Source organism: Mucilaginibacter sp. SG564 (assembly GCF_013149275.1).
Lineage (GTDB): Bacteria > Bacteroidota > Bacteroidia > Sphingobacteriales > Sphingobacteriaceae > Mucilaginibacter.
In genome coordinates this window covers 123,454-143,602 of record NZ_JABGNA010000012.1, presented here as the reverse complement: position 1 = coordinate 143,602, position 20,149 = coordinate 123,454, and the positions used below count along the sequence as shown (strand labels likewise).

Here is a 20,149-nt window from a genome sequence, read left to right as displayed (position 1 = left end):
TATAAGTATTTAGGAAGGGAAAATAAAGAGGGAATTTATATCCGCGCAGTGTGAAGATTTTAACTAAAAAGGGTTGCTGTTTACAGCAACCCTTTTTAGTTATGACAAGAGTAATAATTACTTTCCGAACCGTTCTTTCAAATAATAACCCGTATGTGATTTTTTCTCTTTAATCAGATCTTCAGGTACACCTTCAAATACCACTTTTCCGCCGCGGTCGCCGCCTTCGGGGCCAATGTCAATAATCCAGTCGGCACATTTAATCACATCCATGTTGTGCTCTATTACAATAATGGTATTGCCATGTTCCAACAGGGCGTCAAATGATTTGAGCAATTTTTTGATATCGGCAAAATGCAGACCAGTGGTAGGTTCGTCAAAAATAAATAATGTTTTATTGGTGTTGTTGCCCTTTACCAGGAACGATGCCAACTTAATACGCTGTGCCTCGCCGCCAGAGAGTGTATTTGACGATTGACCCAATTGTACATAGCCCAAACCTACATCAACCAAAGGTTTTATCTTAGCGATGATCTTAGGTTCTTTAGCGAAGAAGATCAGTGCTTCATCAATGGTCATGCGCAGCACTTCAGCTACATTTTTTTCATTGTAAGTGATGTCCAGTATATGTTGCTTAAAGCGGTTACCTCCACAGGTTTCGCAGGTCAGGAAGATGTCGGCCATAAACTGCATCTCTATCTTCACTTCGCCCTCGCCCTGGCAAACGTCGCAGCGACCGCCTTCAACGTTAAAGGAGAATGCTGATGGTTTTAGTCCCGCGGCCTTTGCTGCCGGTTGTGAAGCATACAGATTGCGGATCTCGTCCCAGGCTTTTACATACGTAACCGGGTTGGAGCGTGATGAACGACCAATGGGATTCTGGTCGACCAGTTCTACCTGTTCTATTTTAGCATAATCACCATCGATGCCATCGTACGAGCCAGTTTGTTCGCCCGAATAATTACCCAGTGCTTTTTGCAGAGCAGGCGCCAGTATGCGTTTTACCAGACTGGTTTTACCCGAACCGGACACTCCTGTAACTACGGTAAGAACCCCTAACGGGAATTTAGCCGTGACATGTTGCAGGTTGTTTTCGCGCGCGCCTTTGATCTCGATATAATCATTCCATTTACGGCGATGTGCTGGTATGGCTATGGATTCACGGCCGCTCAGGTATTTGCCTGTTAAGCTGTGTTCGTCCTTTAATATCTCTTTGTAAGTACCTGTGAAGATCAGTTCGCCGCCATGAGTCCCGGCTTCGGGGCCAATGTCAATGATGTGGTCTGCAGCTTCCATTATCTCTTCTTCGTGCTCCACCACTAATACTGTATTACCCACATCGCGCAATGATTTTAATACGCTGATGAGGCGCTGTGTATCGCGGGGATGCAAACCAATACTTGGCTCGTCCAATACATATACCGAGCCTACCAAACTGCTGCCCAGTGATGTAGCCAGATTAATACGCTGCGATTCACCACCTGATAAGGTATTTGACAAACGGTTAAGCGTCAGGTAGCTCAATCCCACATCATTTAAAAACGACAAGCGGTTAGTGATCTCCATCAGCAGGCGTTTACCCACTTTGGCATCCGTTTCATTTAATTGCAGTCCTTTAAAAAACTCCAAAGCTCTATCCAATGGCATTAATACCACATCGGTAATAGAACGTTCGTTGATCTTTACATACGATGCATCTTTACGCAGGCGGCTGCCCTTGCATTCCGGGCAGGTGGTTTTGCCTCGGTAGCGCGACAGCATAACCCGGTATTGGATCTTGTAGGTCTGCGCCTCCATCTCATGGAAAAACTCATCCAGGCCACGGAAATATTTATTGCCTGTCCATAACAGGCGTTGTTGTTTTTCTGTTAGCTGATTGTACTGGCGATGTATCGGGAAATCAAACTGCAAAGCGTGTTTGATGAGTATATCGTTCCACTCGCGCATTTTTTCGCCGCGCCATGGGGCTATAGCACCCTCATATATACTTTTGCTTTTATCGGGGATCACCAGGTCCTCGTCAATACCGATCACCTTACCATATCCCTCGCATTTTTTACAAGCGCCGTATGGATTGTTAAAGCTGAAGAAATTGGGTGTAGGCTCCTCGAATTTAATACCATCAAGTTCAAAGCGATCGCAGAAAAAACGTTCCAATTCACCGTCGGCATCTGGTTCCTGGTAACGTACATAGCAATCGCCCTTGCCTTCAAAAAAAGCGGTCTGCACCGAATCGCCCAAACGGCTTATGGTTTCGTCCTCTTCATTCTTTGATATCCGGTCAATTACGATACGAACACCGGGGTAATGAGTAGGGGCCTCTTCTTCCTGTGTTATGGTTTCTTCGCTTTCAGCTTTCAGCTTTTTGCCTTTAGCTTTCTTCTCTCCATGAACCTCAGCTACCAGAGAAGTGTTTTCAATGGATTCATCCTCCAGTAAAGCTTCAATTTTTGATAGCTTATTGAGGTATTCGACCCGTACAAAGCCCTTTTGCATTAAAACGGCCAGTTCCTCTTTTAAGCTGCGGTTATTATGCGGGTACAGTGGTGCTAAAACTGTTACCTGGCTCTCGTTCGGTAACGATAGTATAAAATTTACCACATCGGTAACAGAGTCTTTTTTTACTATCTGACCAGATACCGGGGAAATAGTTTTACCAATCCGGGAGAAGAGCAGTTTCAAATAATCATATATTTCGGTAGAGGTACCTACTGTGGAACGCGGATTGGAGGTTATGACCTTTTGTTCGATAGCTATAGCAGGTGCAATGCCTTTAATATAGTCCACATCGGGTTTGTTCATCCGCCCCAAAAACTGGCGCGCGTAGGAAGAAAGACTTTCTACATAACGACGCTGACCTTCGGCATATAAGGTATCAAAAGCAAGTGACGACTTGCCCGAACCCGACATGCCAGTAACCACAACCAACTTGTTTTTTGGGATAGCCACATCCATATTCTTCAAATTATGTACGCGGGCCCCCTTAATAATGATATGTTTCTGCGGATCTTTTTCTGCTTCTTTAGTCATAATAGTTGATAGTCGATGGTCTATAGACCATAGTTGTTTCTCAAAGCTATGGTCTATGGACAATTGACCATGGTCTTTTTTCCGGAATGCAAAAATCCTAAAAAAATTAGCAGAATCCAAATGGGTTTTACTTTGTTTGGGGATTTACGCCAAATAAATTTCTGACTTTACAGTTTGCTGACTTTTAAATACTTAATAGCGAAAAACAGGGGGGAATTTATAAATTTTTTGAGTAAGTGATTAAACCATTGCCGGGCGCCCTTGTCAAACCCCTGGATAGGTGTAAGAATTATAAAGGGCGAAGCCGTTCATAATACCAATTAACCTGATTAACAGAAGTAAGTAAAAAATATAATTTGTTTTTTAGCCGGGAATTTGTTTTATTTGAAGTAACAATTTCTTAACCCCTAAGGAGCACGCTATAGAATATACTTTACTTTATAAGTTTTTAACTAAAAATTAAGTTTAAGTAGTACTTTCTATGGATTTTCAATTGAAAAGTGATCAGGATCTAATCCATCTATACATTGCCGGTGATGAAGCTGGGCTAGTGGAGTTGATCAGACGATATCAGACCAAAATATATACCTCTATTTACCTGCTTGTAAAAGACGAGTATCTGGCCGAGGATATTTTTCAGGATACCTTTATCAAAGTTATCAATACGCTGAAAGCTGGAAAGTATAACGAAGAAGGTAAGTTTTTACCTTGGGTAACCCGTATTGCACATAATTTGGTTATTGACCACTTCCGTCGCGAAAAACGTGCGCCTATGATCAGCAATGGCGACGATTTTGATATTTTTGAAGTACTGGGTAATTATGATGAAAGCACCGAGGACAGGATGGTGCGTGAGCAAACCCATAAAGATTTGAAAACGCTGATACAGCTTTTACCGTCAGAGCAAAAAGAGGTATTGATCATGCGCCACTTTGGCGATATGAGCTTTAAAGAAATTGCTGATATAACCGAAGTAAGCATCAACACCGCTTTAGGCCGGATGCGTTATGCCCTCAATAACCTCCGCAAAATGATGCAGAGTAAAGAGTTGAGCTTAAAAAATTAATAAAAAGAATCGGGCTGTTGATCAATAGATCTGCTGGTTAAGTGGTGGTCTTTTTTCAATAGCCCGATTTTTTGTGATTAATAACTTAACTTATTCACTTAGGGTGATAAAAATTAACCCGTAAAAAAAATTTCATTTAATTTTCATTTGATAAAATATTATCTTTAAGTCGCCGTTATAAATCATATAAAATTTACAACAAAATAAGCTTATGGATGAAACCTTTACAACAACATTAAATGGAATTGCCAACCAGGCTTTAATGGACGAGAATGCACAAGAAAATCTGGGTGCTGACGAATTGATATTTTACAATTCAATTCGCGCTGATTTGGACCTTTTGAACAAAAAACCCAAGGTACAAACTATACACCAGATACTTGACTACTCTAAAAGCCTGCGTTAAGTATTCCGAACTTGCTGGTTCATAGATCATAATTGTTGATGGAGGCGGATGTTCGAGAGAACAGAAACCAACATCCGGCATGATTTATGAACCTTTCTATTTTATATGGATCGTGTAATTGATAATATAGTTTAATACATATTATAATATATGTATTAAACTATAGGAGCACGATCTTTACCATAAAAAAATTCTTAATTTTAAAAATGCTTAAGGCCGAACGCTACCGCCATTTTGTTGAATATTTTTCAAAAAACCAACCCAATCCCGTTACCGAACTGCATTACGATAACCCTTTTCAATTATTGGTTGCCGTGATCTTGTCGGCTCAATGCACCGATAAACGCATTAACCAGGTTACACCAAGGCTGTTTGAACGGTTCCCTACGCCCGAAGACCTGGCCGCATCAACTCCGGAAGAAGTTTTTACTTATATACGGAGTGTAAGCTATCCTAATAATAAAGCCAAACATTTAGTAGGTATGGGAAAAATGCTGGTAGATGTTTTTAACAGTGAAGTACCTGCGGGTATCGAAAACCTGCAAAAAATGCCTGGGGTAGGTCGTAAAACAGCCAATGTTATCGCGTCGGTAATTTTCGAAGAACCGGCCATGGCTGTAGATACGCATGTGTTCCGGGTATCTAATCGTATTGGCCTTACGCATAATGCAACCACCCCGTTGGCTGTCGAAAAGCAATTGATCAAGCACATTCCCAAAGAATATATAGGCGTTGCTCATCATTGGCTCATACTGCATGGCCGGTATATTTGCCTGGCGCGGAGCCCTAAATGCGAAATATGTCCGCTTACCTGGTTTTGCAAATACTATGAACAGCACAATACCGAAACGGCTTTATTAAAAGCCGAAGCAGCAAAGATCCGGAAAGCCAAAGAAGCCAAAAAGAAAAAAGCGCTGAATACCATTAGTAAGGAACTAAAGAAACGCAGTGTGGATAAAGATATTTGATTGCTAGTGGCGGGTTAGGTAAGTTTATCTGTTATTATTAAGCATTGTCATCCTGAGGAGCGAAGGATCTATTTATCAACTTGTATATCTTATAATAGATGCTTCACTGCATTCAGCATGACAAATATTTAATCATGTAAATAAATTACTAAAAAAATTAGTATTTTTAAATAAAACATTTATATATTTGTTTTAGAAATTTTTAAGATGAGCAACACAGATAAATTGAAGGCATTACAGCTTACTTTAGATAAGCTGGAAAAATCATACGGAAAAGGTACCATCATGAAGTTGGGTGATTCCGTTATTGAACCTACAGAAGTAATATCAACCGGCTCCTTAGGTCTGGATATCGCTTTAGGCGTTGGCGGCTTACCAAAAGGAAGGGTTATTGAAATATACGGACCTGAATCGTCAGGTAAAACCACATTGGCTATCCACGCCATTGCGGAATCACAGAAAAAAGGTGGCATCGCCGCGTTTATTGATGCGGAGCACGCTTTCGATCGTTTCTATGCTAAAAAATTAGGTGTGGATGTAGAGAATCTGTTGATCTCCCAGCCGGACAATGGTGAGCAGGCACTGGAAATTGCCGATAACCTGATCCGTTCTGGCGCTATCGATATCCTGGTAGTTGACTCTGTTGCCGCCTTGGTTCCCAAAGCGGAAATTGAAGGCGAAATGGGCGATTCCAAAATGGGTCTGCACGCGCGTTTAATGTCGCAAGCCTTGCGTAAACTAACAGGTACTATCAGCAAAACCGGATGCTGTTGTATATTTATCAACCAATTGCGAGATAAGATTGGTGTAATGTTTGGTAACCCCGAAACCACTACCGGTGGTAATGCTTTGAAATTTTATGCTTCGGTACGTTTGGATGTACGCCGTATATCACAAATTAAAGATACCGACGAAGTTTCAGGTAACCGCGTAAAGGTGAAGATTGTTAAGAATAAAGTGGCTCCTCCGTTCCGCGTGGCCGAGTTTGATATCATGTTCGGTGAGGGTATTTCAAAAGCTGGTGAGATCATCGACCTGGGTGTTGAATATAACATCATAAAAAAAGCGGGTTCATGGTTTAGCTATGGCGAAACTCGTTTGGGCCAGGGCCGTGATGCGGTTAAACAACTGATCCTGGATAACCCTGAACTACAGGAAGAACTGGAAACCAAAATTAAAGAAACCGTTACCGGCGAAAGTTTGGTTGAAGAATAGATTGATTTCGGAATTTCGATTTCGGATTTTGAATTTTTGATATTAGAAAGCCTCCCATTTGGGAGGCTTTCTTGTTTTTAAAGCGCCCTTGTCATGCTGAACGGAGTGAAGCATCTATTATACGATATGCAGGTTAATGAATAGATCCTTCGCTACGCTCAGGATGACAAACTTGTTAGCAAGAAGAACTAATGATCTTCATCCCCAGGTAATAAATCACCAATTCACTAAATCGATAATTCAATAATTGATATATTTAGCTCTGCATGAATAAATGGAGCTTGTTATTGTTTTCTGTACTGTTCATTCAGTTTAGCGCTTGCCGTAACGCGGCTTCAAATTCTGGTAAAACCATTTTTAATATTAACCTGGAGGAAGGTCTTACTTCACTCGATCCCGCCTTTTGCCGTAATCATTATACCATTTGGATGGATAACCAGGTTTTTAATGGCCTGGTACAGATCAATGATAGTTTGAAAGTAATACCCTGTATTGCTAAAAGCTGGGATATATCTGCCGATGGTCTTTTGTATACCTTTCATTTGCGCAATGATGTTTACTTTCACGATGCCCCGCATTTTAAAGATGGTGTTGGTCGCAAGGCTGTAGCATCCGATTTTGTGTATAGTTTTGGGCGATTAATTGATCCTAAAGTAGCCTCGTCTGGCTCCTGGATATTTAGCGATAAAGTAGAGGGGAAACGCTCATTTACTGCTCCTGATGATAGTACTTTTAATATCCGCCTTAAACAGCCATTCGCCCCTTTTTTAAGTATGCTTACTGCGCAGTACTGTTCTGTTGTGCCCAAAGAGGTGGTGGAGTTTTATGGTAAAGATTTCAGGAGCCATCCCATCGGCACAGGTCCATTCAAGTTTAAATACTGGAAAGAAGGGGAGGTATTGGTGCTGCTTAAAAACGAAAAATACTGGGAGAAGGATAATAAGGGTAACCGCTTGCCTTACCTCGATGCGGTAAAAGCCAGCTTTATTGCTGATAAACAAACATCATTCCTGGAGTTTATAAAAAAGAAGCTTGATTTTTTAAATGATATTGATGGCAGTTACCGGGATGATATCCTGACCAAATCTGGCAAGGTGACACAAAAGTACCAGGGCAAATTTGTGCTGAATACGGCTCCATATCTAAATACCATGTACCTGGGCATATTGGTAGATACCAACCTGGCCATAGTAAAAAAGTCACCACTAAAGATATTAAAAGTAAGGCAGGCTATTAATTATGCTATCGACAGGCAAAAAATGATGAAATACCTGCGCAATAGTATGGGCACACCTGGCTATGAAGGTTTTATCCCGGAGGGAATGCCTGGTTTCGGTAAAAATGTAAAAGGCTATACTTACGACCCTGAAAAAGCCAGGCAACTATTAGCCGAAGCCGGTTTTCCGGATGGTAAAAACCTGCCCGAAATTTCATTAGCCACCACGGTAGGTTACCGCAGTTTGATAGAGTATGTACAAGGGCAATTAGATCGGATAGGTATCAAAACCAGTGTAGAAATTACCCAGGGTGCCAGCCTGCGTGAACTAGTAGCCAAAAATGGCATAAACTTTTTTTACGGTCAATGGATAGCCGATTACCCTGATGGTGAAAATTATTTGTCGGTTTTTTACTCCAAAAATAAGATCCCTTTTGGACCCAATTATACAGGGTTTAACAATAAAAAATTCGACGCGCTGTTTGAGCAGACCTATCATGAAAAAAATGATGCTGCCCGCTATGCGCTATACCAGCAAATGGACGGTTTGGTGATGGAGCAATCGCCGGTGGTGGTATTGTATTACGATAAACTGGTGAACCTATACCAGAATAATATAAGTGGCTATAGCCTTAACGGACAAAATTTATTGGTGTTGAAAAGGGTAGTTAAAGCCCCCTGAAGCGGGAACTTTATAAAACTATTTATTTAATCTTCTATCTATATGAATACACAAAATGCAGCTCATTGGGTTCAACGGTTAACGTTGCAGCCACATCCTGAGGGTGGGTATTATAAAGAGGTGTTTCGGTCTGAACAACAAATAAGCCGGACCGGTGGAACGGCCGTTAAGCAAGCCTGTACATCCATTTACTACTTGTTGGAAGGAGAAGACTTTTCGGGTTTTCACCGGTTAGTATCCGATGAACTTTGGTATTTTCACGTCGGTTCGCCACTCTATATTCATATGATCGATGTTGCCGGAAATTATCATCGATACGAGCTTTCGGCATTAGATACGGGTGAGCTTTCTGTTGTTATACCAGGCGGATCCTGGTTCGCATCCGAAATACCTTCGAAAGAGGGCTTTAGCCTGGTAAGTTGCGCAGTAGCTCCGGGCTTTGATTTCAGCGAATTTGAAATGGCGGTAAAAGAAGATATGACTGCCGCATATCCCCGTTTTGATGACTTATTTAACCGGCTTTGTCGATAGGTAAGTCCACTTTTAACTATTAACATCCACCATATGAACGAAAAAGTAATAGGCATCATGGGTGCCATGCATGAGGAAATTAACAGCATCCTTCACTTGATGACAGGTATTGAAGAAGTTTCTTTCGGCAGGAGAACATATTATACCGGAACTATCAGTAATATTAAAACCGTACTGGTTTTTTCCAGATGGGGCAAAGTTGCGGCAGCTACTACTGTCACTAGCTTGATCACCAGGTTTAACATTACCGATCTGATATTTATTGGTGTTGCAGGAGCTATCCATACCGAATTGAAAATAGGGGACGTGGTTGTTGCCAACCGCCTGATCCAACATGATATGGATGCCCGTCCGCTGATGCCTCGGCACGAAATTCCTTTGCTGGGCGTAACCTATTTTGAAGCTGACTCTGATTACATCAGCATCGCAAAAAAATCCGTTGATGCGATTGTTGGCGATCATATCCATTCGTTTATCGACGAGCATGAAATTGAGCGCTTTTTATTACATAAAACCCGGGTGTTTCAAGGAACTATAGCCAGCGGTGATAAATTCTTTGCTGATCAGGCTGATAAGGATCAATTACACGCTGCTATTCCAGACATACTATGTGTGGAGATGGAAGGCGCCGCCGTAGCCCAGGTTTGTTATGAATACGAGATCCCCTTCGTGGTTTTAAGAATAATCTCAGATGAATCTAATGAGCATTCATCTATTGACTTTCCTGATTTTATAAAAAATGTGTCCAGCAAATATGCCTATGAGATTGTTAGGAATATGTTTGCGGTGTTATAGATAGGATGACAATCTCTCCACGCGTCATTGCGAGGAGGAACGACGTGGCAATCCCTAACTATACAGAACCGATCTGCAAATCGGGAATTGCCACGCTGCGCTCGCAATGACGTAGTGGACAAGAAGGACGTGCAATCAACAAAAAAGCCTCCCCAAAAAAGGGAGGCTTTTTAATATTAGCTTTCAGCTTTAACCTTTCGGCTTTGAGCTTATTAAGATGCCATTTGCTTGCGGATGATGTTCAGCGCGCCGCCGGCTTTAAACCATTCAATTTGTTGGTCGTTATAGGTATGGTTTACCGGGAACGAATCAACAGATCCATCTTTGTGGTGTAATACAACGGTTAACTGTTTGCCCGGAGCAAAAGTTGTTAAGCCGTCAATATCGATCACATCATCTTCCTGGATCTTATCATAGTCGTTGGTATCGGCAAAAGTGATACCCAACATACCTTGTTTTTTAAGGTTGGTTTCGTGAATACGGGCAAATGATTTTACCAGTATGGCACGTACGCCTAAGTGACGTGGTTCCATCGCTGCGTGCTCACGTGATGAACCTTCGCCATAGTTTTCGTCGCCTACTACTACGGTGCCAATACCATTCGCTTTGTAATCGCGTTGAGTAGCCGGTACCGGACCGTATTCGCCGGTCAGTTCATTTTTAACACTATCAGCAGTATTGTTAAAATAGTTGATAGCGCCGATCAACATATTGTTAGATATGTTATCCAGGTGGCCACGGAATTTTAACCATGGGCCAGCCATAGAAATATGGTCGGTAGTACATTTACCTTTGGCTTTGATCAACAGTTTTAAGCCTTTCAGATCGGTACCTTCCCAAGCTTTAAACGGCTCCAGCAATTGCAGGCGTGATGATTTTGGATCAACAATAACCTGAACTGTGCTGCCATCCTCGGCTGGTGCCTGGTAGCCTGCATCTTCAACAGCGTAGCCTTTTACCGGCATTTCAATACCTTGTGGCTCATCAAATTTTACCTGCTCACCGTTTTCGTTGGTCAGGGTATCAGTTAATGGGTTAAAGGTTAAATCGCCGGCGATAGCAAAAGCAGTTACAATTTCCGGCGAAGCCACGAAAGCGTGAGTATTAGGGTTACCATCCTGACGTTTAGCAAAGTTGCGGTTAAACGAAGTGATGATAGAGTTTTTACGGGTAGGATCGTCGGTATGACGGGCCCACTGACCAATACATGGACCACAAGCATTGGCTAATACCACACCGCCCATTTGATCAAAAGTATTCAGGTAGCCATCACGTTCAACCGTGTAACGTACCAGCTCAGATCCTGGGGTAATGGTAAACTCAGCTTTGGTTTTTAATTTTTTATCGATAGCCTGTTTCGCGATAGAAGCAGAACGGGTAATATCTTCGTATGATGAGTTGGTACATGAACCAATCAAACCAACTTCTAATTTGGTAGGCCAGTTGTTTTCTTTAACCGCGGTAGCGAATTTAGAGATAGGCCATGCCAGATCCGGAGTGAACGGACCATTTACATGCGGTTCCAGTTCAGACAGGTTGATTTCGATAACCTGGTCAAAATATTGCTCAGGGTTGGCGTAAACTTCCTCGTCGCCGGTTAAGTGCTCGGCAATTGCATTGGCAAGCTCGGCAATATCGCCGCGTTTAGTACCGGTTAGGTAAGCAGCCGCTTTTTCGTCATATCCGAAGATAGAAGTAGTAGCGCCAATTTCGGCACCCATATTACAGATGGTACCTTTACCTGTGGCAGATAGTGAACGTGCACCTTCGCCAAAATATTCAACAATAGCGCCTGTACCACCTTTTACGGTAAGGATACCAGCCACTTTTAATATCACGTCTTTTGCTGATGTCCAGCCAGAAAGTTTTCCGGTTAATTTAACACCAATCAGTTTAGGGAATTTAAGTTCCCATGGTAAGCCTGCCATTACATCGCAAGCATCAGCACCACCAACACCAATGGCAATCATACCCAAACCACCCGCGTTAGGCGTGTGTGAATCGGTACCGATCATCATACCACCCGGGAAAGCATAGTTTTCCAGAACAACCTGGTGAATAATACCAGCGCCTGCTTTCCAGAAGCCAATACCATACTTATCAGAAACAGAGGCCAGGAAATCATAAACCTCACGGTTTACGTCAACAGCAGTATTTAAATCGGCAACGGCGCCAACTTTTGCTTGTATCAGGTGATCGCAATGTACGGTAGAAGGAACAGCAACCTGCGGACGGCCAGCCTGCATAAACTGCAAAAGGGCCATTTGAGCAGTAGCATCCTGCATAGCTACACGGTCTGGTGCAAAATCAACATAATCCACTCCGCGGCCAAACGCTTTTTGAGCATCGCCTTCAGAAAGGTGGGCATATAAAATTTTCTCGGTTAAGGTTAGATGTTTACCGGTCGCTTTACGGGCAGCATCCACACGGGTGCTGTAGCGATCGTAAACTTTTTTGATCATATCTAAATCAAAAGCCATTTGTATTTGATTTTTAGGTGAAAAGTAAACGAATTGACACCAAACCCAGTAGCTGGGCTCAGTGCGGCGAATTTACAAAAATTACTACTAAAAGCTGTCAGTCAACTGTGTAAATGTTATTTGGAGCTATTCTAAATAGGAGGCCCCCACCCCCCGAAGGGGGAATGCAGTTGGCAGATGGGTAGTTTGCAGAGGAGGATCGGTTACGAGCGAGTTGTGTTGTTATGAAGATATATCTGGATGCGATATATTTGCCATTCCATGACGAAAGGCAAATGCATCACCTGCTTAAACACAACTAAACTATGAAAATAACGATAACCGATTATCAGGATAACTGGCCAATCTTATTTGCAGAGGAAAAGGAAAAGATCAATAATATATTGGGTTTTTTAAACCCGGTTATAGTTCATATAGGTAGCACATCAGTTCCCGGGCTTTGTGCCAAACCCATTATTGATATAGAAGTAGGGTTAAAAAGCGCCGATGATCTGGATAAAACCATTGGGCCCATGCAGCAGCATTACACCTATGTTAAAATGTATGAACCCGACTGGCCATCAAGGCGATTTTACAGCAGATATAAAAGTGAAACAGGCGGTGCCATACCATCATTCATTGATGTAAATGATGTGCCGTCTGTTAAGCAAGGTTTAAAATCTGTAACTCATATTCATGTATTTGTAAAAGATACCGACGATTGGATAAGGCACGTTGCTTTCCGGGATTATCTGGCTTTACATCCCGACGAACGCGATGCCTATTGCCGGCTTAAAAAAGAATTATCGAAAAGTGAATATAAAAATACGATAGACTATAATGATGCTAAGAATGATTTTGTAAAAGATGTTCAGCAAAAGGCTGTTGATTGGTATAAAAAACTACATGGTATAGATTGATTCGGGTTCTTAACCGTTGCAAACTGCTAACTGTCTTCCCTTTAGAGGGGTAAGGGGCAAAAACTAAACCCCACCTTGCTCCACACTTCCAAAGCCCTGGGCAGTGTATATTTCACCCGGTCATACGCTTTCAAACTGTCATGAAATACCACGATGGATCCGGCTTCGGTATGTTTCAGCACATTTTGCAGACAAGCTTCGGGACTAAGGTTGATATCAAAATCGCCACTCAGTACATCCCACATGATAATTTTAATGTCGGGGCGGGTGTCCTGCAGATCGCGGATCTGTTGTCTTTTGATCCTGCCATATGGCGGCCGAAAAAGGTGAGTATCCAGTACTTTATCAGCCTGTAAAAAATTATCCAGGTAAATTTTGTTATCAGTTTCCCAACCTTTAAGGTGATTATACGTATGATTGCCGATGGCATGGCCATCGTCGGTCAACTGCTTAAAAATATCGGGATGTTTTGCTACATTATCCCCAATACAGAAAAAGGTGGCTTTGGCATTATACTGTTTTAAAATATTTAATATATGTGTTGTAACAATTGGTATAGGCCCATCGTCAAAAGTGAGATAAATGCAGCGATCAGCTTTGCTTTTATTCCAGATGAGTTGGGGGTACAGCTTTTTGAGCAGCCAGGGTGTTTTAATCAGATACATATACGAAACGGGCCTTTTATGTTTTATTTAAAAAATAAACAAAAATGAACATGCAAGGTAAGCATCAGTTGCTTACAATTGCATATAAAAACTTATGAAACCAATATTGTCACTACCCATTAAAACAACTCTTATAGGTGCTATTATATTTTCGGCACTTGGTTTTCAGGCTAAAGCACAAGAAGTAATCACTTTACAAAAAGCAATTGACCTGGCCCTTGAGCGAAATTTAACCATTAAACAATCACAGTTTACCGAGGCACTGTCTGAAGAAGATCTGAAGCAATCGAAATTTAATCAATTGCCCAACCTTACAGCAGCACCGCAAGGCGGATTCAACTTTGGTCGTAATATAGATCAATCAACTTATCAGTTCATTAATCAGCGTATTTTACAGGTTTATGGTCAATTCTCTACACAAGTTACCTTATTTCAGGGTGGACAATTGCGTAACCAGATTATCCAGAACCGGATATTGGTTGATGCCAATAAAACCGCCACAGCGAAAGTTAAAAACGACCTGATATTAAACGTGGTTACCACCTTTTTGCAGGTATTAACTAACCAGGATCTGGTTAGAGCATCCAAACAGCAAATCGAGATATCGAAACTAACACTAGAGAGAGCGCAGCAAAATTATAATGTAGGTAATCAAACCCTTGCCGATCTTTCACAAGCTAAGGCCCAGCTTTCAACCTCGGAACTTGATTATACCAACGCGCAAAACCAGATGGAATCATCAATGCTTACCCTAAAGCAATATATGGAGATGAATCCGGCTACCGAGATAGAGGTGCAGAAGCCGGATATCGGCAAACTTAGCGACATCAAAGTAATATATGATCCGCAGGACATATTAAAAACGGCGTTGAACGTAAACCCTGATGTATTGCTTGCAGAGGTTCAGCAAAAATCATATGAACAGGCTATAAAAGTAGCAAAAGGCAATTATTATCCCACCATTACCCTGATAGGACAGGCGGGTTCTAATTATTCAAATGCAAAAAATACAGTAGACCAGGTAATATCTACCGGTACGTTTTCACCCATCGGTATTGTGCAAGGTACAAATCAGGTAGTTGTACAGCCAGGCTTCACCCAAACATTTAAAAGCAATCCGTTTTTTACCCAAATAGGTAACAATTTTAACCAGGCTATAGCTTTAAACTTACAGATACCAATTTTTGGCAGGTTTACCGCGCGCACTTCCGTACGCAAAGCAAAAATTCAGGCCCAAAATGCCGAGGTAACCTCGCAGTTGGCCCGTAACACGCTGAGCAAAGTTATTTATCAGGCAGTTTGGGATCTGCGCGCTGCCGAAAAAAAATATCTTTCGACCACGCAAACATACAAGGCTAATAAAGATGCCTTTAACATTACGCAGCAGCGGTACACTGTTGGTTTAGTAAATTCACTGGACTATAATACTTCCCTTACTAATCTTAATAAATCACAATTTGACATGATCGAAGCTCAATACCAGCTCATTTTCAGGAGCAAGGTGATTGATTATTATCTGGGCAATCCTATAACACTTTAACGTCATAAGCTTAATCTTAAAAACATCATAAAATATCGAAACGCATAGTCATGGGAAAAACTACTAAATATATTTTGATAGCCCTGGGGGTAATAGCTGTATTGTTCATTGTGGCAACAGCGACAGGCATTATTGGCAAACCGCCCTTACCCCAGGTAGCCACCGAAAAAGCCGACGTGCGTGAAATTAATGAGACAGTATCTGCCAGCGGAAAAATAAAACCACATGTTGAAGTAAAGATAACCTCAGAAGTATCTGGTGAAATTGTTGAATTGCCTGTTAAAGAAGGTGATGTGGTAAAAAAAGGCCAGTTGGTTTGCCGTGTACGTCCCGATATATTAAAATCGGGCTATGATCGTGCTGTGGCAAGCTATAGTACCCAAAAAGCAACTATAGGTAATATGGCACAATTGCTTAAACAGGCAGAGGCTACTTTTGCTAACCAGGAGGCTACTTTCAAACGTACTCAAACACTTTTTCAAAATAAAGTACTTACCGTATCTGAATTTGATAATGCCAAAGCCAGCTATGAGGGTGCTAAAGCCAGCTTAGAAGCCGCCAGGCAAAACCTGGTTGGGGCGCAATTTGGCCTGCAACAACAATCGGCCTCGGTTAAAGAAGCGCAGGACAACCTGGCCAAAACCAGTCTTTACTCACCGGTTGACGGGGTAATTTCTAAACTGGTTATTCAAAAAGGCGAGCGTGTTTTGGGCACCCAGCAATTTGCCGGTACCGAGATCATGACCATATCTGATCTGAGTAAAATGGATGTGAATGTGGATGTAAACGAAAATGATATTAACCGTATATCGTTAAATGATCCTGCAAACATCGAGGTGGATGCTTTTTCGGGTAAAAAATTTACAGGTTCGGTAATTGAAATAGGTAGCTCGGCCAACGTAGTGGGTACCAATGCCGATCAGGTAACCAATTTTACAGTTAAAGTACGCATAGATGCCAATTCTTATACGGCATTGCTTCAAAAAACTGCTGATAACCCATCACCTTTCCGTCCGGGATTAACAGGTACCGTTGATATCAATACCAATCATGTGAAATCTCTTTCGGTTCCGATCCAATCTGTAACCACCCGCGATGAGAAAAAAGATGCCAGTGCCGCTGCCGCAAAGGACGATAAAAAGGTACAGATCAGCGCCCCGGTCAAAGAGTATGTATATGTTTATTCGGCTCCGGGTACGCTAAAGCAGGTACAGGTAACTACAGGTATTCAGAATGATACCTATATCCAGATCCTGTCGGGCTTAAAAGGTGGCGAAGAAGTGGTATCGGCGCCATATTCGGCTATATCAAAAACATTAGCCGATGGCATGAAGGTTCAAAAAGTTGATAAATCAAAATTATTTAATACCGATAGTAAATAATCCTCATCGGTATTAACATCATAAAAAAAGGCTGCTTCAAAATTTTGAAGCAGCCTTTTTTTATTTAATATCGATTGGGTTTAAACTTTTAGACCTCCGAAAATACTGAATAGCATTACGCTCAACACCACAAAAGTGATCAGGATATACAATCTGTCTTTTTCCAGTATAAAGCCTATTAACGAAAAAAAGATGCGTAAAATAGGAGTTGCGATCAGCACCAGTACACCCAATTGTATGATCCCTTTGGCGTTGAATGAACCCACGCCGCTAAAAATTTCACTGATGGTAGTATAGCCTGCCTGCTCACCCACAAATGTATGATAAGCAGGCACACCGTTGTGCTGATATTGATGCAGGTAGATAAGACCTCCTATAAAAACGATCAGGCTGGCGGTGATAACTCCGTATCTTAATAAATAACCAATCAGTTTTTCTATATCCTGATCAGCTGTAAAGGCTTTTGAAAGTATCTTTTTCATGATCTTGTTTGTTTAGAATTTGTGGTTATAACCGTTAAATATCATCTCGGCGGCAACAAAGGTGATAGCCACACAAAAGATGTATTTTAAAACCTTGGGATCCATACGGGTAAGCAGTTTAGAACCGGTGAACGCACCGCCCAATACCCCCAGCATCACCGGGAAAGCGATACCCGGATCCATATAACCTCTTTGTAAATACACCACGGCACTGGCTGCTGCGGTAACCCCGATCATGAAATTGCTGGTAGTGGTGCTCACCTTAAAAGGTATGTGCATAGCCGAATCCATAGCCAAAACTTTTAAGGCCCCGGAACCAATGCCTAAAAGTCCCGACAGAACGCCGGCCAGGGTCATGATAGAAAAACCCGCCCCTACGTTTTTTAATTTGTATTCCACCTCGCCATCTTTAGTAGGATAGCTGCTGTTGAGTTTTAATTTGTAGGATAGCGTGCTGCCTTCGGTTAAGGCTTCCATGTTCTTTTTGCGGAGGGTCATAGCTGCCGAAAATAACAGGATAGCCCCAAAAAGAATGGCTATGGTATTGGTAGGTGTGTATACGGCGATAATGGCTCCGCCAACTGCCCCCACAGTAGTGGCAATTTCCAGGAACATGCCTAAACGGATATTGGTGATACCCTCTTTAATGTACGCGCTTGCCGCACCCGATGAGTTGGCGATAGATGCCAGTAAAGCCGCGCCGATGGCGTAGCGGATATCTACATGAAATACGAGGGTAAGCAATGGAATTACCACTACGCCGCCGCCAAGGCCGGTGAGTGAGCCAACCAAACCGGCCAGGTAGGCTCCTGCCAGTAAGATGAGGGTGAATGTTATAATAGTCATGATATATGGTATTAATAATTATTATTTAAAATTTGCTGTATCAGTTGCTCGGCTTGTTTTACCTTTTTGGCTTTGATAGCCTTAAATAGCTGCTCATGCAGGTGATGGCTCATGGCAAAATGACTGATGCCTTGTGCTTCGCGTTTGGAGAAGAAATCGCGGATGATGAGGGTGAAACTTTCATATAAATCGGCCAGTACGTTGTTTAATGAAGCCTGGGCTATGGCCATGTGAAAAGCGATGTCGGCATCAACACAGGCCTGGCGTTGTTCTGACTGGATAGCCTGTTTTCTTTTTTCCAGAGATTGCTCAATTTGCGCTATGTGTGCTTCAGATCGGTTTTGTGCTGCCAGGCGGACTATCTCGCCCTCCAATAATATCCGCACGGCATTAATCTGGTCGAAGTCGGCATTTTTTAAGCGCTGCTCAATAGTTTGCTCCCTTATAACGGAGTTGACGAATGTTCCGGAGCCCTGCTGTACTTTGAGTATGCCGGCGGTAGCCAGGGTTTTAATGGCTTCGCGGATGGTGGAACGGCCCACGCCATACAGCTGCATCAATTCGGGCTCGGCAGGTATTTTTTCGTTGAGCTTAAATTTGCCCTGCGCTATATCATTCCTGATCTGATTGATTACGCGGCTGCCGAGGGTTTCTTTCTTATCCATATCGCTGATGATTTGATATGTAAAGGTATGATGTTTTTATTTAAACATATGATGTTTAAAAATATTTTTGACATTAGTGTGATGGAGGTGGGAATTGAAGGGGAGAGACAGAGCCTAAGAGGAGGTGTCATGCTGAGCCCGTCGAAGCATGGTGGTAGGGGCTCTGCGCGCGTGCTTAGACGAGCTCAGAGTGACAGGCTTTTTAGGCATTGTATAAATTGTCCCCTAACACAGCAAAAGTTAAACTGTCATCTCGAACGAGGTACGAGAAGAGATCTTATACACGAGATATGCCAATTGTACAAGATTTCTCCTCGTACCTCGTTCGAAATGACAAAATGGAATAATTATTTTGAGATTATTTACTACTCTACCCCCTGCAAACTCATCACCGCCTGATCAAGGAAATTGGGGATCAGGGTACGTTGGGTATGGGTTATTTTGTCGGGATCGTCCAGTCGGTCAAGCATTTCGCGATATTTTACTTCGCCATGCTCATTGATCACTTCCTGCTTTTTTTCATCTCGCAACAACATGGCTTTTATACCGCCGGCATCAGCCTCGGGGTGAAATTGGGTAGCGAAAAAGTAATCGTTATAACGGATGGCCATCATGGCACGGGGCAGATCAACATGCGGGCGCTCTTTTTCAATGGCTACCAGCTGCATACCCAGTTCCTGGAAACGTTTTTCATTAGGGTTGATTACCTGCCAACTGCGGGAGTCGACTGCATAAAATGGATCGCCCAAGCCCTCAAAAACAGGTTCATGTGCGCCTGCAGCGGTTTGGTTAACCGGCAGCACCCCAAATGATGGCGAACGGCGCATATTGATATCGCCCAGTTTATAATGGCGGCACATTAACTGGAACGAGTGACACACAAACAGGGTATGCTTTTTATCGGTAGTGTTGGAGAGGTTATGATCTTCCAGTTTTTCTATCAGCCTGAAATATTTTTTCTCCCATTCGGTGCCTTCGGATATCAGCGGATCGCCCGGGCCTCCGCTTGAAATATAGATGTCGAAATTGGTGCCCGGCATCTCACAGCGCCTGCGTACATCAAATATCTGGTAACTTAAATTAAGCTCGTGCTGTGCTTTATATCTATTCAAAATTTCCTGGAAACCACGCATTCCCTCATTGGCTATCCCATCATATAAGTCGAGTATTGCTACTTTGATTTCCGGTTTTGTTGTCATTTTGTTCTTTTATAATTTGTTAAGCCCGCTCCTTTGAGTAGTAGCCATTGGCAGCTATCCCCAAAAGGATGTCATACTGAGC

The 20,149-nt window shown here is 42.3% G+C and carries 17 protein-coding genes; 10 read left to right on the top strand and 7 right to left on the bottom strand.

Translation table 11 applies throughout. The features are described from left to right. Nucleotides 1-117 precede the first annotated feature (117 nt). Nucleotides 118-3,030 (bottom strand): excinuclease ABC subunit UvrA, encoded by a 2,913-nt coding sequence (gene uvrA, locus FHW89_RS23785; RefSeq protein ID WP_172337554.1) that lies wholly within the window; start codon nucleotides 3,028-3,030, stop codon nucleotides 118-120. Between the two features lie 481 nt (nucleotides 3,031-3,511). On the opposite strand from uvrA, the gene FHW89_RS23780 reads away from it, so the two are divergent. From FHW89_RS23780 to FHW89_RS23750, 7 genes are all read left to right on the top strand, one after another. Then, nucleotides 3,512-4,096, top strand: coding sequence for an RNA polymerase sigma factor (locus tag FHW89_RS23780; protein ID WP_076375554.1), 585 nt, complete (start codon nucleotides 3,512-3,514; stop codon nucleotides 4,094-4,096). A gap of 211 nt (nucleotides 4,097-4,307) precedes the next feature. Beyond that, nucleotides 4,308-4,502: a hypothetical protein gene (locus FHW89_RS23775; protein WP_172337553.1), complete on the top strand. Its 195-nt coding sequence runs from the start codon at nucleotides 4,308-4,310 to the stop codon at nucleotides 4,500-4,502. A gap of 206 nt (nucleotides 4,503-4,708) precedes the next feature. Then, a complete protein-coding gene (nth, locus tag FHW89_RS23770) occupies nucleotides 4,709-5,470 on the top strand; it encodes an endonuclease III (RefSeq protein WP_172337552.1) in 762 nt (253 codons plus the stop codon). Between the two features lie 207 nt (nucleotides 5,471-5,677). Then, nucleotides 5,678-6,685, top strand: a complete 1,008-nt coding sequence (gene recA, locus FHW89_RS23765; protein ID WP_166091538.1) for a recombinase RecA — start codon at nucleotides 5,678-5,680, stop codon at nucleotides 6,683-6,685. A gap of 266 nt (nucleotides 6,686-6,951) precedes the next feature. Then, nucleotides 6,952-8,583 carry an ABC transporter substrate-binding protein gene (locus tag FHW89_RS23760; protein WP_172337551.1) on the top strand — a complete coding sequence of 544 codons (1,632 nt, stop codon included), beginning with the start codon at nucleotides 6,952-6,954 and terminating at the stop codon, nucleotides 8,581-8,583. Nucleotides 8,584-8,625: 42 nt separating this feature from the next. Then, complete coding sequence (locus FHW89_RS23755) at nucleotides 8,626-9,114, top strand: cupin domain-containing protein (RefSeq protein WP_172337550.1); 489 nt, start codon at nucleotides 8,626-8,628, stop codon at nucleotides 9,112-9,114. A gap of 33 nt (nucleotides 9,115-9,147) precedes the next feature. Next, the gene (locus FHW89_RS23750; protein ID WP_172337549.1) at nucleotides 9,148-9,909 is read left to right on the top strand and encodes a 5'-methylthioadenosine/adenosylhomocysteine nucleosidase; all 762 of its coding nucleotides are present in this window, start codon (nucleotides 9,148-9,150) and stop codon (nucleotides 9,907-9,909) included. A 212-nt stretch (nucleotides 9,910-10,121) separates the two neighbouring features. Here FHW89_RS23750 and FHW89_RS23745 read toward each other — a convergent pair whose 3' ends face one another. Further along, nucleotides 10,122-12,389, bottom strand: a complete 2,268-nt coding sequence (locus FHW89_RS23745; protein WP_172337548.1) for an aconitate hydratase — start codon at nucleotides 12,387-12,389, stop codon at nucleotides 10,122-10,124. 305 nt (nucleotides 12,390-12,694) lie between these two features. On the opposite strand from FHW89_RS23745, the gene FHW89_RS23740 reads away from it, so the two are divergent. Next, entirely contained in the window at nucleotides 12,695-13,288 is a 594-nt protein-coding gene (locus FHW89_RS23740) for a GrpB family protein (protein ID WP_172337547.1), read from the top strand. Between the two features lie 41 nt (nucleotides 13,289-13,329). On the opposite strand, the gene FHW89_RS23735 is transcribed toward FHW89_RS23740, so the two are convergent. Beyond that, nucleotides 13,330-13,953, bottom strand: coding sequence for a polysaccharide deacetylase family protein (locus FHW89_RS23735; RefSeq protein WP_172337546.1), 624 nt, complete (start codon nucleotides 13,951-13,953; stop codon nucleotides 13,330-13,332). A 94-nt stretch (nucleotides 13,954-14,047) separates the two neighbouring features. Here FHW89_RS23735 and FHW89_RS23730 point away from each other — a divergent pair, with 94 nt between their 5' ends. Further along, a complete protein-coding gene (locus tag FHW89_RS23730) occupies nucleotides 14,048-15,493 on the top strand; it encodes a TolC family protein (protein WP_172337545.1) in 1,446 nt (481 codons plus the stop codon). Nucleotides 15,494-15,543: 50 nt separating this feature from the next. After that, nucleotides 15,544-16,875, top strand: a complete 1,332-nt coding sequence (locus FHW89_RS23725) for an efflux RND transporter periplasmic adaptor subunit (protein ID WP_172337544.1) — start codon at nucleotides 15,544-15,546, stop codon at nucleotides 16,873-16,875. An 80-nt stretch (nucleotides 16,876-16,955) separates the two neighbouring features. Here the strand turns inward: FHW89_RS23725 and FHW89_RS23720 are convergent, their stop codons facing one another. From FHW89_RS23720 to FHW89_RS23705, 4 genes are all read right to left on the bottom strand, one after another. Next, entirely contained in the window at nucleotides 16,956-17,357 is a 402-nt protein-coding gene (locus FHW89_RS23720; protein ID WP_172337543.1) for a DUF1634 domain-containing protein, read from the bottom strand. A 12-nt stretch (nucleotides 17,358-17,369) separates the two neighbouring features. Next, nucleotides 17,370-18,203, bottom strand: coding sequence for a sulfite exporter TauE/SafE family protein (locus FHW89_RS23715; RefSeq protein ID WP_172337542.1), 834 nt, complete (start codon nucleotides 18,201-18,203; stop codon nucleotides 17,370-17,372). An 11-nt stretch (nucleotides 18,204-18,214) separates the two neighbouring features. Then, nucleotides 18,215-18,868, bottom strand: coding sequence for a FadR/GntR family transcriptional regulator (locus FHW89_RS23710; RefSeq protein ID WP_172337541.1), 654 nt, complete (start codon nucleotides 18,866-18,868; stop codon nucleotides 18,215-18,217). 365 nt (nucleotides 18,869-19,233) lie between these two features. Further along, nucleotides 19,234-20,067 carry a type 1 glutamine amidotransferase gene (locus FHW89_RS23705; protein ID WP_172337540.1) on the bottom strand — a complete coding sequence of 278 codons (834 nt, stop codon included), beginning with the start codon at nucleotides 20,065-20,067 and terminating at the stop codon, nucleotides 19,234-19,236. Nucleotides 20,068-20,149: the final 82 nt, after the last annotated feature.

Bases quoted from the DNA above. Each gene is read 5' to 3' on its own strand.
- uvrA (WP_172337554.1), bottom strand. From the start codon at position 3,030: ATGACTAAAGAAGCAGAAAAAGATCCGCAGAAACATATCATTATTAAG.
- FHW89_RS23780 (WP_076375554.1), top strand. From the start codon at position 3,512: ATGGATTTTCAATTGAAAAGTGATCAGGATCTAATCCATCTATACATT.
- FHW89_RS23775 (WP_172337553.1), top strand. From the start codon at position 4,308: ATGGATGAAACCTTTACAACAACATTAAATGGAATTGCCAACCAGGCT.
- nth (WP_172337552.1), top strand. From the start codon at position 4,709: ATGCTTAAGGCCGAACGCTACCGCCATTTTGTTGAATATTTTTCAAAA.
- recA (WP_166091538.1), top strand. From the start codon at position 5,678: ATGAGCAACACAGATAAATTGAAGGCATTACAGCTTACTTTAGATAAG.
- FHW89_RS23760 (WP_172337551.1), top strand. From the start codon at position 6,952: ATGAATAAATGGAGCTTGTTATTGTTTTCTGTACTGTTCATTCAGTTT.
- FHW89_RS23755 (WP_172337550.1), top strand. From the start codon at position 8,626: ATGAATACACAAAATGCAGCTCATTGGGTTCAACGGTTAACGTTGCAG.
- FHW89_RS23750 (WP_172337549.1), top strand. From the start codon at position 9,148: ATGAACGAAAAAGTAATAGGCATCATGGGTGCCATGCATGAGGAAATT.
- FHW89_RS23745 (WP_172337548.1), bottom strand. From the start codon at position 12,389: ATGGCTTTTGATTTAGATATGATCAAAAAAGTTTACGATCGCTACAGC.
- FHW89_RS23740 (WP_172337547.1), top strand. From the start codon at position 12,695: ATGAAAATAACGATAACCGATTATCAGGATAACTGGCCAATCTTATTT.
- FHW89_RS23735 (WP_172337546.1), bottom strand. From the start codon at position 13,953: ATGTATCTGATTAAAACACCCTGGCTGCTCAAAAAGCTGTACCCCCAA.
- FHW89_RS23730 (WP_172337545.1), top strand. From the start codon at position 14,048: ATGAAACCAATATTGTCACTACCCATTAAAACAACTCTTATAGGTGCT.
- FHW89_RS23725 (WP_172337544.1), top strand. From the start codon at position 15,544: ATGGGAAAAACTACTAAATATATTTTGATAGCCCTGGGGGTAATAGCT.
- FHW89_RS23720 (WP_172337543.1), bottom strand. From the start codon at position 17,357: ATGAAAAAGATACTTTCAAAAGCCTTTACAGCTGATCAGGATATAGAA.
- FHW89_RS23715 (WP_172337542.1), bottom strand. From the start codon at position 18,203: ATGACTATTATAACATTCACCCTCATCTTACTGGCAGGAGCCTACCTG.
- FHW89_RS23710 (WP_172337541.1), bottom strand. From the start codon at position 18,868: ATGGATAAGAAAGAAACCCTCGGCAGCCGCGTAATCAATCAGATCAGG.
- FHW89_RS23705 (WP_172337540.1), bottom strand. From the start codon at position 20,067: ATGACAACAAAACCGGAAATCAAAGTAGCAATACTCGACTTATATGAT.